This window comes from Lysobacter sp. CA196 (assembly GCF_052078695.1).
In the GTDB taxonomy this organism is placed as follows: domain Bacteria; phylum Pseudomonadota; class Gammaproteobacteria; order Xanthomonadales; family Xanthomonadaceae; genus Lysobacter.
This window is the reverse complement of sequence record NZ_JBQJIN010000042.1, coordinates 1-13,429: the sequence shown is the minus strand read 5'-3', so window position 1 is coordinate 13,429 and position 13,429 is coordinate 1. Positions and strand designations below refer to the sequence as shown.

Here is a 13,429-nt window from a genome sequence, read left to right as displayed (position 1 = left end):
CTCATCAACGCGGGACGCCGATGGACACGCTTCGCTCCATGCAGACCTTCGTGCGCGCGGTCGAACTCGGCAGCCTGTCGGCGGTCGCGCGCGAACAGCACACGACCCAGCCGACGGTCAGCAAGATCGTCGCCGCACTCGAACACGACCTCGGTGTGCGCCTGTTGCAGCGGAGCACCACCCACCTGGCGCCGACCGAACAAGGCCGCCGGTTCTACGAACGTGCGCGGCGGGTATTGGAGGAATACGGCGAGGCGGTCGCCGACGCGCGCGGTTCCACCGAAACCCCGGCCGGCCTGTTGCGGGTCAGCGCGCCGGTCAGCGTCGGCGTGTTGCGCATGAATCGCCTGGTGCAGGAGTTCCTTGCGCTGTATCCGCAGATCGAGATCGAGTTGATCCTCAACGACCGTTTCGTCGATCTGGTCGAAGAGGGCATGGACGTCGCCCTGCGTCTCGGAGGGACGTTGCCGCCGAACGTGGTCGCGCGCCGCATCGCGCTGTCGCCGCGCGGCCTGGTCGCCTCGCACGACTATCTGCGCAGCCACGCCGAAATCGAGCGGCCGCAAGACGTGCCGGCGCACAACTACCTGCGCTTCGCCTGGGCCAGCGAGCACTACGAACTGCACGGCCCCGGCGGCGAGACGGTCAAGCTCAGCGCCAAGGGCCGCTATCGCATCAACAACTCGCTGGGCATACGTGAAAGTTTCTTGATCGGCAGCGGCCTGGGACTGGCACCGGCGTGGTTGGTGCAGGACCTGATCGACAGCGGCGAGCTGGCCTGGGTGTTGCCGCAATGGAAAGCCTCGCCGCACGAGGCCTTCCTGCTGTATCCGTCGCGGCGTTACCAGCCGCTGCGCACGCGGGTGTTCCTGCAATTCCTCGGCGAGCGGCTGACTCGGTTGCCGGGGTTTTTTGCGGTGGAGTGATTGGTGCAGAATCGCGCATTCTCCACCGTCATCCCCGTCTACGCGGGGGTGAATGGATGCGCTTGCGAGCCACTGGCTCGCGCATCCGTGAACGCCAGGGCGCTGTACGCCCTGGCCGGGCCGCAGCGACTTCAGAGTCATGTCACGGCCCTGGACCCCCGCCTTCGCGGGGATGACGAGCAAGAGCAAAGGCATACGCAGCGACCCGAGCACCAAGCGAGCTACTCAACCCGCCGCGCATGCGGCAACGGCTTCTTCGCTTTCCTGACGCGCAACCGCCGCTTTCCGCCCGGGCGCATCCAATCGCGCCGCCCACACCGCCAGCACCAAACCCGACAGCGTCACCAAGGCCGCGACCCAGGTCATCGCGTCGAGGCCGGGGCCGTATTCGATCACCGCGCCGCCGAGCCAGGCGCCGAGCGCGTTGCCGAGGTTGAAGGCACCGATGTTGAGGCTGGACGCCAGGTTCTGCCCGGCCGGATCGGTTTTCTGCAGCACCCACAACTGCAGCGGCGACACCGTCGCGAACGCGGCCACGCCGAGCAGGCCGACGAAGGCGATCGCGGCGATCTGGTTGTGCAGGGCGAAGGTCATCAGCCCGAGCACCACCGCCAGCGCGATCAAGGTCGAGATCAGGGCCGGGGCCAGGCGTTTGTCGGCCAGGCGCCCGCCGAGGATGTTGCCGAGGATCATGCCGACGCCGAACACCAACAGGATCGGCGACACCGCCGCCTCGCCGAACCCGCTGATGCGGGTCAGGATCGGCTGGATGAAGGTGTAGACGGTGAACACGCCGGCGAAGCCGAGCACGGTCATCGCCAGGCCGAGCAGCACCTGCGGATGCACCACCGCTTTGACTTCCTTGCGCAGCGCGACGGGTTCTTGCGCATTCTCGTCTTTCGGCACCAGGGTCGCGATGACGACGGTGGCGATCACGCCGATCACGGCCACCGCCCAGAACGTCGAACGCCAACCGTGGTGCAGGCCGAGCCAGGCGCCTGCCGGCACGCCGAGCAAGGTGGCGACGGTCAGGCCGGTGAACATGATCGAGATCGCCGAGGCTTTTTTGTCGGCCGGCACCAGCCCGGTCGCGACCACCGCGCCGACGCCGAAGAAGGTGCCGTGGGCGAGCGAGGTGATCACTCGCGCGATCATCAGCACGGTGTAGTTCGGCGCGATCGCACAGACGATGTTGCCGATGGTGAAGATCACCATCAGCGCGACCAGCACCGCCTTGCGCGGCATGCGCCCGGTGGCGATGGTCAGCACCGGCGCGCCGACGAATACGCCGAGCGCGTAGCCGGAGATCAACAGCCCGGCCGCGGCCAGGCCGACCTGCAGGTCGGCGGCGACCTGCAGCAGCAGGCCCATGATCACGAACTCGGTGGTGCCGATGCCGAAGGCGCCGACGGTCAGCGCGTACAGCGCGACCGGCAGGCCTCGGCGGGCGACGGGCGTAGCGGGGGAGGAAGCGTGCATGACGGCGTGTCCGCGGAAACGATGCGGCAGCCTAGGCCGTTGCATCTTGTGGGAAAACGCCCAAGATGACGAATCACTATCAACGATTCGTTGAGAATGCCATGGACCGTGTCGCCGACCTCAGCCTGTTCCTGCGCGTGCTCGATCTAGGTTCGATCAGCGCCGCCGCCCGCAGCCTCGACCTGTCGGTCGCGGTCGCCAGCCAGCGCCTGAAACGGCTCGAACGCGACCTGGGCGTGCGCCTGCTGCACCGGACCACCCGGCAATTGCATGCCACCGCCGAGGGCACCGCCCTGGCCGAACGCGGCCGCGCGGTGATCGAAGAGCTCGAAGCCCTGACCGCCGACCTGCGCCAGGCCGGCAGCGAGCCGAGCGGCATCCTGCGCGTGACCACCTCGGCCTCGTTCGGGCGCATGTACATCTCGCCCTTGCTGCCGGAGTTCCAGCGCCGCTATCCGGCGGTGCGGCTGAGCGTCAACCTCAACGACGAACGCCTGGACCTGATCGGCTCCGGCATGGACCTCGCCATCCGGATCGGCCCGCTCGACGACTCCAGCCTGGTCGCGCGCAAGCTCGCCGACAACCGTCGTGTGCTGGCTTGTTCGCCCGATTATTTGCGCCGCCGTGTGGCCCCGCGCGTGCCGCAGGACCTGGCCGACCACGAATGCCTGCTCCTGGTCGGCGCGCAGGGGCGCATGGAGTACTGGAGCCTGCTCGACCGCGACGGCCGTGCCTCCAGCATGCGCGTGAACGGCCACCTCGAGAGCAACTTCGGCGAAGTCCTGCGCGATGCCGCGATCGCCGGCCTCGGCATCGCCCACTTCTCGGTCTGGCACGTGCACGAGGATCTGCGCAGTGGTCGCCTGGTACGGGTGCTGCCCGATTACGCCTTGCCCGACACCGCGATCAGCGCAGTGATGCCGCAACGGCGTTTCGTGCCGACGCGGGTGCGAGTGTTCGTCGATTTTCTCGCCGAGTGGTTCGGCGAGGTGCCGCCGTGGGAGCGGGGTGGGTGAGGGAGGCGGTCGCCGTTGCCGTCGATATTGCAGTTGCAGTTGCAGTTGCAGTTGCCGTTGATGTTGATGTTGATGTTGCCGTTGCCGTTGCCGTTGCCGTTGCTTTGGCTTTGGCTTTGGCGGTGCGCCGATTCGCACTAGCGAAGGCACTAGAAGACCCGGAGGGCGGCCCGCATGGATGCGGGCCGTTTTTCATCGGGACAAGGATGTCCCGTATGAAAAATCCCTGCGCTGGCATCGAACGTGCGGGCTTGTGATTCAAAACAAAGCATTTTCTTTGGTTACCTTTCTTTTGTTGCTTTAGACAAAAGAAAGTAACCCGCCGCTTTAGTGGCGGAAGCTTTAGGCGTTTGATCTTGTTTGTATGAAAGCCATAAGCAAGAGCAGAGCTTCCGTCCGCTAACGCGGCCGGGTTACTTTCTTTTGCTAAGCCCAAAAGAAAAGTAACCAAAGAAAAGGGCTCTCCTTGCAAGGGCACAGGCCACGAGTGCGATGCTCGCGCCGGGATTTTCCGATAAGACGTCCCTGTCTTATCGGAAAACGCCGCACGTCCTGTGCGGCGCCCTCCGGGTCTCCACTTGACCGGTAAAGCGGCAAAGCAGATCAAAATCTCGGCAGCGGCAACGATTGGCGGGTCGCGGCTGCTCTTGGGTAGGAGCGGCGCAAGCCGCGACCGCGCAACCGCATGCGCGACGAAACCGGATGGGCCCAGCTAAACCCTCGACCCACCCCTCAATCGAACGCGAACGCATCCAATGCCAGCGACCCCATCTCGTGCGAACGATGGATCGTGCGCGTTCTCGGTTCGTCGCCGGCGGCGCCCATCGCCACGAACAGCGGCATCAGGTGTTCGACGGTCGGATGCGCGTGGCGCGCGTGCGGGGCCTGTTCCTGCCAATCGAGCAGGGCGGCGTGGTCGCCGCTCGCGAGTTTGTCGTGCATCCAGGCGCTGAACTCGGCCGCCCACGGCGGCATCGGCGCGTCGCGGTCGCGCCAATCCAGGTCGCCGAGGTTGTGCACGAAACCGCCCGAGCCGATCACCAGCACGCCTTCGTCGCGCAACTGGGACAAGGCGCGGCCGACCGCGTAGTGCTCGGCGGCGCTGCCGTGCGGCATCACCGACAGCGGCACCACCGGGATGTCGGCCTGCGGGTACATGCGGCGCAGCGGCACCCACACGCCATGGTCGAGGCCGTGGTGATCGCGCAGCTTGGCCGGCAGGCCGGCGTCGACCAGGCGGTCGAATACTTCCTCGGCCAGGTCGGGCGAACCGGCGGCGGGGTAGTGGATCTGGTATAGCGGCTCGGGGAAGCCGCCGAAGTCGTGCACCGTGTGCGGGCGGACGTGGCCGCCGACCATCGGCCGGTCGGTCATGAAATGCGCCGAGGCGATCACGATCGCGCGCGGCCACGGCAGTTGCTGGCCGAGGTCGTCGAGAAAACGCCCGGCGGGCGTGTCCTCGATGGCCAGCATGGGCGAACCGTGGGAAAGGAACAGCGTCGGCAGGCGGGTCGGGATGTCCATGGCCCAAGGGTGATCCCGGTCGCGAGGTTTTCCAAGTTGGGCGTTTGCGCCGGATCGTTCCGTGGTTGCGCGCAATGCCTCGAATTCCGTCGCATTGTTGAGTCCGCTCAGGCGGCGCAAGGGCATGCGCCACAGAACCGCAAGCCGGCCAGCGCAGCGGCCGACCCCGCCGTGTCGTCCGGGTCTGGCAAAATAGCCGGCTCACTAACCCGCAGGCCCCTTGCACATGAGCCACTTCGATATCCGTTCGACCGTCCGTCCCGACCCCGACAAGCCGATGGTGGACATCGCCGACTACGTCGCCGATTACAAGATCGATTCGAAAGAGGCTTACGACACCGCCCGTTACATGCTGCTGGACTCGCTGGCCTGCGCCGCGCTGGCGATGGACCACAAGGAATGCCTCAAGCACCTCGGCCCGCTGGTGCCGGGCGCCGAAATGAAGGGCGGCGCGCGCGTCCCCTACACCGGCTTCGAGCTCGACCCGGTCCAGGCCGCCTACAACATCGGCGTGCAGATCCGCTGGCTCGACTTCAACGACACCTGGCTCGCCGCCGAATGGGGCCACCCCTCGGACAACCTCGGCGCCATCCTCGGCGTCGCCGACTACCTGGGCCGCAAGGCCGAGGCCGAAGGCGGTCAGGCCATGAGCGTGCGCGACGTGCTCGGCCACGCCATCAAGGCCCACGAGATCCAGGGCGGCTACGCGCTCAAGAACTCGTTCAACCGCGTCGGCCTCGACCACGTGATCCTGGTGCGCCTGGCCTCGACCGCGGTCACCACCCAGATGCTCGGGGGCGGCAAGGACGCGATCGTCACCGCGGTCTCGCATTCGTGGATCGACAACGGCGTGCTGCGCACCTACCGTCACGCCCCGAACACCGGCCCGCGCAAGAGCTGGGCCGCCGGCGACGCCTGCCGCCGCGCCGTCACCCACGCCCTCAACGCCGTCAAGGGCGTGGTCGGCTACCCGAGCGCGCTGTCGGTCAAGACCTGGGGCTTCTACGACATCGCCTTCAAGGGCAAGCAGTTCGAGTTCGAGCGTCCGTTCGGCAGCTACGTGATGGAGAACGTGCTGTTCAAGATCAGCTTCCCGGCCGAGTTCCACGCCCAGACCGCGGTCGAGTGCGCGATGAAGCTGCACGAGCAGGTCAAGGACAAGCTGGACCAGATCGAGCGCATCGAGATGGAGACCCAGGAAGCCGGCGTGCGCATCATCGACAAGACCGGCCCGCTGGCCAACTACGCCGACCGCGACCACTGCCTGCAGTACATGGTCGCCGTGCCGCTGATCTTCGGCCGCCTGACCGCCGACGACTACGTCGACGCCATCGCCGCCGACCCGCGCATCGACGCCCTGCGCGACAAGATGACGGTCAAGGAGAACGAGCAGTTCACCAAGGACTACTTCGACCCCGACAAGCGCTACATCGGCAACTCGGTGCAGGTGTTCTTCAAGGACGGCAGCTCGACCGACAAGGTCTCCATCGACTACCCGATCGGCCACCGCAAGCGCCGCGCCGAGGGCATCCCGGTGTTGATGGCCAAGTTCGAAGCTGCCGTCCGCGCCAAGCTGCCGGCCGCCCAGGCCGACCGCCTGCTGGCCCTGGCCAACAACCCGGCCGAGCTGGAAGCGCTGCCGGTGACCGAATTCATGGGCCTGTTCGCCCAGCCGGCCCGTTAATTGGCCCGTTAATCAACACCCCGGATGTGCACATCCATCGTTTGGATTCGGTACGCCCAAACTGAATGGACCGCGACCCGGTTCCATAATTCATGGAACTTGGTCGAATGTTAGACGGTTGTTAACACCGCTTTCACGTTGGCAAACCTACTCTGCGCGGGATGGCGTCATCAGGCGGCCGTCCTGAACGGTAGAAACCTCGCAGACGCGGTTTCCATATTTTTGAACCAAGGAGCTACAAGATGAATAAGAAACTCCTCTGCGCCGCCCTGCTGGGTGGCCTGAGCCTTGCCCAGGTCGCCAGCGCGCAGGACTTCGACGACCGTTGGTACCTGACCGGCGCTGCCGGCATGAACATCCAGGACAACGATCGTGGCACCCGCAACGCTCCGTTCGGCGCGATCGGCCTCGGCAAGTTCCTCAACAAGAACTGGTCGCTCGATGGTGAGCTGAACTATCAGAACCCGAAGTTCGACGCCAACCAGGACGCCAACTGGAGCCAGTACGGCATCTCGCTGGACCTGCGTCGCCACTTCGTGACCGACGGCCGCAACTGGAACCCGTACCTGCTGATGGGCCTGGGTTACCAGCGTTCGGAAGAGGAATACTTCATCCCGTCGCCGCTGTCGCCGGCTGACCGCAAGGACGGCAACTTCGCCGCCAAGGTCGGCGTCGGTATCCAGGGCGACCTGGGCCGCGTCGGCATCCGCACCGAACTCGCTTACCGCGCCGACTTCGACGACAGCAGCGTCAACGCTCCGTCGGAAGATTGGTTCGGCGACGTGCTGGCTTCGGTCGGCATCGTAGTGCCGCTGGGTCCGGAACCCGTCGCCGCTGTGGCGCCGGCTCCGGAAGTGCAGCCGGGCTGCGCCGACAAGGACGACGACGGCGACGGCGTGAACAACTGCGACGACAAGTGCCCGGGTTCGCAGGCTGGCCAGACCATCGGTCCGGACGGCTGCCCGGTGCCGGTGACGATCGATCTGAAGGGCGTCAACTTCGACTTCGACAAGGCCACGCTGCGTCCTGACGCGGTGTCGATCCTGAACGAAGCCGCTGAGATCCTGAAGCGTTACCCCGACCTGAAGGTCGAGGTCGCCGGTCACACCGACTCGAAGGGCACCGATGCGTACAACCAGAAGCTGTCGGAGCGTCGCGCGAAGGCTGCGTACGACTACCTGACCAGCAATGGCGTGGACGCTGCTCGTCTGATGGGTCCGGTGGGTTACGGCGAAAGCCGTCCGATCGCTCCGAACACCAACGAAGATGGTTCGGACAATCCGGAAGGCCGTGCGAAGAACCGTCGCACCGAGCTGAACGTGCAGAACTAAGCGACACCCGCGGGTTCTCCGGAACCCGCACCGCAACACCCGAAGCCCGGCCTCGTGCCGGGCTTCGTCTTTTCCGGCCTCGACCAGCCGCACCGCCGCACGGATGTCCCGCCGCTCGGAAAATCCGACCGACGGCCCAGTTTGTTTCTAAATACCGACCGTTCGTCGGCGCATCCGCTCGCAGGCGGGTAAACCCGCTGCCGAAAACGTTAATTAACGAATCTGGTTTCACTGGGCTGAACTACGTTAAGTGGTATTAACAAACGCGTTGACAGTGTATGATCGCCCCCGCCAGTGACCGCGGCGCCGGCCCTGCCAGTGCTGAGCGTGTCTCTGTCACAGGAGTCAGCGCCGCATAAGACTGTCCCGATCAAACAGTCCCGATCACCCCCCGTTCCGATCGATCTGAAGGAGTTAGAGATGAAGATCCGTATGTTGAGCACCGCACTACTGGCGGGCTTGGCCTTTTCGCAGGCAGCCAGTGCGCAAGATTTCGACGACCGCTGGTACCTGACCGGCGCTGCCGGCATGAACATCCAGGACAACGACCGCGGCACCCGCAACGCTCCGTTCGGCGCGATCGGCCTGGGCAAGTTCCTCAGCAAGAACTGGTCGCTCGACGGTGAGCTGAACTATCAGAACCCGAAGTTCGACGCCAACCAGGACGCCAACTGGAGCCAGTACGGCATCTCGCTGGACCTGCGTCGCCACTTCGTGACCGACGGCCGCAACTGGAACCCGTACCTGCTGATGGGCCTGGGCTACCAGCGTTCGGAAGAGGAATATTTCATCCCGTCGCCGCTGTCGCCGGCTGACCGCAAGGACGGCAACTTCGCCGCCAAGGTCGGCGTCGGTATCCAGGGCGACCTGGGCCGGGTCGGCATCCGCACCGAGCTCGCTTACCGCGCCGACTTCGACGACAGCAGCGTCAACGCTCCGTCGGAAGACTGGTTCGGCGACGTGCTGGCTTCGGTCGGCATCGTGGTTCCGCTCGGTCCGGAGCCGGTGGCTCCGATCGGTCCGGCTCCGGTGGTCGAGCCGGGCTGCGCCGATAAGGACGACGACGGCGACGGCGTGAACAACTGCGACGACAAGTGCCCGGGTTCGCAGGCTGGCCAGACCATCGGTCCGGACGGCTGCCCGGTGCCGGTGACGATCGACCTGAAGGGCGTCAACTTCGACTTCGACAAGGCCACGCTGCGTCCTGACGCGGTGTCGATCCTGAACGAAGCCGCTGAGATCCTGAAGCGTTACCCCGACCTGAAGGTCGAGGTCGCCGGTCACACCGACTCGAAGGGCACCGATGCGTACAACCAGAAGCTGTCGGAGCGTCGCGCGAAGGCTGCGTACGACTACCTGACCAGCAATGGCGTGGACGCTGCTCGTCTGATGGGTCCGGTGGGTTACGGCGAAAGCCGTCCGATCGCTCCGAACACCAACGAAGATGGTTCGGACAATCCGGAAGGCCGTGCGAAGAACCGTCGCACCGAGCTGAACGTGCAGAACTAAGCGACACCCGCGGGTTCTCCGGAACCCGCACCGCAACACCCGAAGCCCGGCCTCGTGCCGGGCTTCGTCTTTTCGGCTCGGCCAAAGCGAGGCCGAACCCATCGTCGGCGACGACCGCGCCCGCCGTCGCGAACGGTCCGGCGATCCTGTCCGACACGCTCGCGGAAACCGCCGATCCGGCCTGCAACTTGCGCCGTCGCGCAGGTTGTTCGATCCGTCACCCGCGCCTACACTGGCGCACAGCCTTTGCACGACGTCCGGGCATTCGCGCCCGGCGGAATTTGGAGAGAGTCATGCGCCACGCCATCGCCGGATTGACCTTGTTCCTCATCGCCGGAGCGGCGCAGGCGCAAGGCGCCAGTAACTGCGCGGCGCTGACCGCCGCCCGCGTGCAGCCGGTGCAGCCGACTTTGATCGCGCCGATCTCGCCGGAACTGGTCGCGCCCTCGCACCAGCTCGGCGCGCCGACCGGCGTGCTCTCGCAGGCGCTCGACGAAGCGCTCTCGGTCGACCAGGTGCTGTTGCGCATCCGTCTCGACGGTTGCAACGTCGCCAAGGCCACCCCGGCCTCGACCGGCATGCCTTCGGTCAACGACCCGGCCGCCTACAAGCCCAAGACCCAGTTCGACAACACGCCGTGGCGCTTCGACATGAGCCAGGGCGGCAAGCGCATGACCGCCGACGAGTTCAGCGCCTGGATGAAGGCCAAGGGCGTGCGCGTGGCCAAGGGCAACGGCGCTGCGGCCGCCGCCGCTCCGGCCGCGGCCCCGGTGGTCGAGCCGGCCCCGGCGCCGGTCGAAGAGAAGAAGAAAAAGAAGTAAGCCTCGCCAGCGCGATGCGTCGCTTACGGCCGCGGGCTTCGCTCGCGGCCGTTTCGCTTTTGCGATCCGGATTGGCGTAGCGTTTGCATCGAACCGCACTGTCGTCCGTTCTCGCCATCCGAAGCCGCTCAGCGCCTTGAACAAGACTCTGCCTTGAACAAGCTCTCGCCTTGAACAAGATTCCGCCCCGACACGGCCTGGCCCGCGTGCTGTCCAAGCAAGGCCTGTGCTCGCGCAGCGAAGCGGCGAAATGGATCGCTGCCGGCCGCGTCGCGGTCGACGGCCGCATCGTCCGCGATCCCGAGTTTCCGATCGTGCAGGGCCGCCATCGCGTCGCGGTCGACGGCACCGCCATCGATGCCGCGCCGCGCCTCTACCTGATGCTCAACAAGCCGCGCGGCCTGGTCACCACCGCCCAGGATGAGCGCGGCCGCGATACCGTCTACCGCTGTTTCGACGGGGCCGGCCTGCCGTGGCTGGCGCCGGTCGGACGCCTGGACAAGGCCAGCGAAGGCCTGCTGCTGTTCTGCAACGACCCGCAATGGGCGGCGCGCATCACCGATCCCGACTTCGGTCCGGACAAGACCTATCACGTGCAGATCGATACGGTGCCCGCGCCGGCCTTGTTGGCGGCGCTGCACGAAGGCGTGATCGAAGAGGGCGAGCGTTTGCGTGCCAAGTCGGCGAGCTTACTGCGGGCCGGCGAGAAAAACGCCTGGTTGGAGATCGTGCTCGACGAGGGCCGCAACCGGCAGATCCGGCGCCTGCTCGCGGCTTTCGACATCGAAGTGCTGCGCCTGGTCCGGGTCGCGATCGGGCCGCTCATGCTCGGAGAACTCGGCAAGCGCGAGTGGCGCGCGCTGAGCGCCGACGAGGCGGCCTCGTTGCTCGCGAAGGACTAGAACCGGCTCAATCCGGTGAATCGTCGTCGTCGCGCCAACGCGCGAGGCGGGCGTCCAGCAAGTTCGCCACGACCTCATGGGCGCGTGCATCGCCAGGGCCGCGCGCATCGTGGCTGGCGCCCTTACCGTGATTGCAACGCGTGCACGCGAGGGCGAGGTTGCGCGGGTCGTCGGCATCCTCGCCGACGCGAGCGGTCAGGCCGCCGCGGCGCGGCGGCCGAACCAGGCGCTCGGCACGACGTGTTCGAGCGTGGCCGAACCGATCGCCGTACCGTCCTCGCCGAGGGCGAGCGCGCGGCGGCAATGCAGGCAACGCGTTCGCCACACGCCACCGTCGAAGCGTGCCAGCGCGTCGGTGCGCACGGCCTGCAACAGGCGCCGACGCAAAACGACGCGCATGCGCCCGGACCGATCAGGCCTTGATCACGCCGAGCTCGCGGCCGATCTTGATGAAGGCGTCGATGGCGCGGTCGAGGTGTGCGCGGGTATGCGCGGCCGACATCTGGGTGCGGATGCGCGCCTGGCCCTGCGGCACGACCGGGAAGAAAAAGCCGATCGCATAGATGCCTTCTTCGAGCAGGCGCGCGGCGAACTTCTGCGCCAGCGGCGCGTCGTACAGCATCACCGGGCTGATCGGATGCACACCGGGCTTCACGTCGAAGCCGGCGGCGGTCATGCGCTCGCGGAAATAAGCGGTGTTCTGCGCGAGCTGCTCGCGCAGCTCGCCGGCGGCCGACAGCATCTCGAAGGCCTTGATGCCGGCGGCGACCACGTGCGGCGGCAACGAGTTCGAGAACAGATAGGGACGCGAACGCTGGCGCAGCAGCTCGACCACTTCCTTCCTGGCGGTGGTGAAGCCGCCGAGCGCGCCGCCCATGGCCTTGCCGAGGGTGCCGGTGAAGATGTCGATCTTGTCCATCACGCCCTTGACCTCGGCCGAGCCGCGGCCGTTGGCGCCGAGGAAGCCGGTCGCGTGGCATTCGTCGATATGCACCAGCGCGCCATACTTTTGCGCCAGCGCGGTGATCTCGTCGAGCGGGGCGATGAAGCCGTCCATCGAGAACACGCCGTCGCTGGTGATCAGCTTGGTCTTGCAACCGGCGGCATCCGCGGCCTGCAACTGCTTCTCCAGGTCGGCCATGTCGCAGTTGGCGTAGCGGAAGCGCTTGGCCTTGCACAGGCGCACGCCGTCGATGATCGAGGCGTGGTTGAGCGCGTCGGAAATGATCGCGTCGTTCTCGCCGAGCAACGGCTCGAACAGGCCGCCGTTGGCGTCGAAGCAGGCGGCGTAGAGGATCGTGTCTTGCGTGCCGAAGAAGTCGGCGATGGTCTTCTCGAGCTGCTTGTGCAGGTCCTGGGTGCCGCAGATGAAGCGCACCGAGGCCATGCCGAAGCCGTGCGTGTCGAGCGCGTCCTTCGCCGCCTGGATCACCTCGGGGTGGTCGGCCAGGCCGAGATAATTATTGGCGCAGAAGTTCAGCACCGTGCGGCCGTCTTCGAGAGTGATCTCGGCCGATTGCGGGCTGGTGATGATGCGTTCGGCCTTGAACAGACCCTGGGCGCGGATCTCGTCGAGGGTGTCGGCGTAGTGTTGCGTGAGGCTCGATGCGTCGGACACGGGCGGATTCCGATGGGGAGGAAAGCCGCCATTCTATTCCAGACCTTTTACTTCGGCCCGTCCGCTGCGTTCACGCCGTAGCGGTGGATCGGGGCTCGGGTGCGGTTTTGTTGTGGGTCTGGCTCTTACGCACCCAAATGACTATTACCTGTGCAGCGCGGGCAGGTGAGTGGCCGGTCCGTACTCGGCAGCATGTTGCGCTAGCCGGTTCTTGAAATAGCCGCAGGCGGCGAGGGATTGCGCGGTCGATCCGAGGGAGTTGGCTTTGGCGATGTCGCTGCCTAGTCATGGCTTTGGCCGCAGCAGTTGCCGTTGCCGTTGCCGTTGCCGTGAGGATTTTGCTGTTGCTGTGCGTCGCCTCGAATTAGCGAAGGCCATAGAAGACCCGGAGGGCGGCCCGCAGGGATGCGGGCCGTTTTTCATCGGGACAGGGATGTCCCGTATGTAGAGCCCCGCGGGTGCATCGATCGTGCGGGCTGGCGATTCAAAACGAAAGCAACTTCTTTGGTTAGGCGGTCTCTAAGCTTAAGTGCATCACCCACCGAAGGGTTCTGCACATGGGCCACCACTACACCCACCTGAGTCCCGAAGAGCGCGGCGCCATCATGGCCTGGGTCCG

At 66.0% G+C, this 13,429-nt stretch carries 11 protein-coding genes and 1 pseudogene; 8 read left to right on the top strand and 4 right to left on the bottom strand.

The features are described 5' to 3' along the window. Positions 1 to 20 precede the first annotated feature (20 nt). A complete protein-coding gene (locus ACTOWK_RS22495) occupies positions 21 to 926 on the top strand; it encodes a LysR substrate-binding domain-containing protein (protein WP_441332312.1) in 906 nt (301 codons plus the stop codon). A 225-nt stretch (positions 927 to 1,151) separates the two neighbouring features. Here ACTOWK_RS22495 and ACTOWK_RS22490 read toward each other — a convergent pair whose 3' ends face one another. Continuing rightward, positions 1,152 to 2,405 carry an MFS transporter gene (locus ACTOWK_RS22490; protein WP_441332311.1) on the bottom strand — a complete coding sequence of 418 codons (1,254 nt, stop codon included), beginning with the start codon at positions 2,403 to 2,405 and terminating at the stop codon, positions 1,152 to 1,154. A 101-nt stretch (positions 2,406 to 2,506) separates the two neighbouring features. Here ACTOWK_RS22490 and ACTOWK_RS22485 point away from each other — a divergent pair, with 101 nt between their 5' ends. Then, positions 2,507 to 3,421, top strand: coding sequence for a LysR family transcriptional regulator (locus ACTOWK_RS22485; protein WP_441332310.1), 915 nt, complete (start codon positions 2,507 to 2,509; stop codon positions 3,419 to 3,421). Then, on the top strand, positions 3,418 to 3,678 hold the full coding sequence (locus ACTOWK_RS22480) for a hypothetical protein (protein WP_441332309.1): 261 nt from the start codon (positions 3,418 to 3,420) through the stop codon (positions 3,676 to 3,678). Before ACTOWK_RS22485 ends, ACTOWK_RS22480 begins: the two co-directional genes overlap by 4 nt. A gap of 475 nt (positions 3,679 to 4,153) precedes the next feature. Here the strand turns inward: ACTOWK_RS22480 and ACTOWK_RS22475 are convergent, their stop codons facing one another. Continuing rightward, positions 4,154 to 4,945 (bottom strand): DODA-type extradiol aromatic ring-opening family dioxygenase, encoded by a 792-nt coding sequence (locus tag ACTOWK_RS22475; protein WP_441332308.1) that lies wholly within the window; start codon positions 4,943 to 4,945, stop codon positions 4,154 to 4,156. A 226-nt stretch (positions 4,946 to 5,171) separates the two neighbouring features. Here ACTOWK_RS22475 and ACTOWK_RS22470 point away from each other — a divergent pair, with 226 nt between their 5' ends. The 5 genes from ACTOWK_RS22470 to ACTOWK_RS22450 all read left to right on the top strand — a co-directional run bounded on the left by ACTOWK_RS22470 (position 5,172) and on the right by ACTOWK_RS22450 (position 11,192). Beyond that, positions 5,172 to 6,629 (top strand): bifunctional 2-methylcitrate dehydratase/aconitate hydratase, encoded by a 1,458-nt coding sequence (locus ACTOWK_RS22470; RefSeq protein ID WP_441332307.1) that lies wholly within the window; start codon positions 5,172 to 5,174, stop codon positions 6,627 to 6,629. Between the two features lie 242 nt (positions 6,630 to 6,871). After that, positions 6,872 to 7,960 (top strand): OmpA family protein, encoded by a 1,089-nt coding sequence (locus ACTOWK_RS22465; protein ID WP_441332306.1) that lies wholly within the window; start codon positions 6,872 to 6,874, stop codon positions 7,958 to 7,960. Positions 7,961 to 8,380: 420 nt separating this feature from the next. Then, positions 8,381 to 9,469, top strand: coding sequence for an OmpA family protein (locus tag ACTOWK_RS22460; RefSeq protein ID WP_441332305.1), 1,089 nt, complete (start codon positions 8,381 to 8,383; stop codon positions 9,467 to 9,469). Between the two features lie 293 nt (positions 9,470 to 9,762). Continuing rightward, the gene (locus tag ACTOWK_RS22455; protein WP_441332304.1) at positions 9,763 to 10,290 is read left to right on the top strand and encodes a hypothetical protein; all 528 of its coding nucleotides are present in this window, start codon (positions 9,763 to 9,765) and stop codon (positions 10,288 to 10,290) included. A gap of 170 nt (positions 10,291 to 10,460) precedes the next feature. Beyond that, entirely contained in the window at positions 10,461 to 11,192 is a 732-nt protein-coding gene (locus tag ACTOWK_RS22450; protein WP_441332303.1) for a pseudouridine synthase, read from the top strand. Positions 11,193 to 11,199: 7 nt separating this feature from the next. On the opposite strand, the pseudogene ACTOWK_RS22445 reads toward ACTOWK_RS22450, so the two are convergent. Together ACTOWK_RS22445 and kbl are read right to left on the bottom strand one after the other, a co-directional pair. Further along, positions 11,200 to 11,591 (bottom strand): annotated as a pseudogene (locus ACTOWK_RS22445) (HNH endonuclease). Positions 11,592 to 11,604: 13 nt separating this feature from the next. Then, positions 11,605 to 12,810 carry a glycine C-acetyltransferase gene (gene kbl / locus ACTOWK_RS22440; RefSeq protein WP_441332302.1) on the bottom strand — a complete coding sequence of 402 codons (1,206 nt, stop codon included), beginning with the start codon at positions 12,808 to 12,810 and terminating at the stop codon, positions 11,605 to 11,607. Between the last annotated feature and the right edge of the window lie 619 nt (positions 12,811 to 13,429).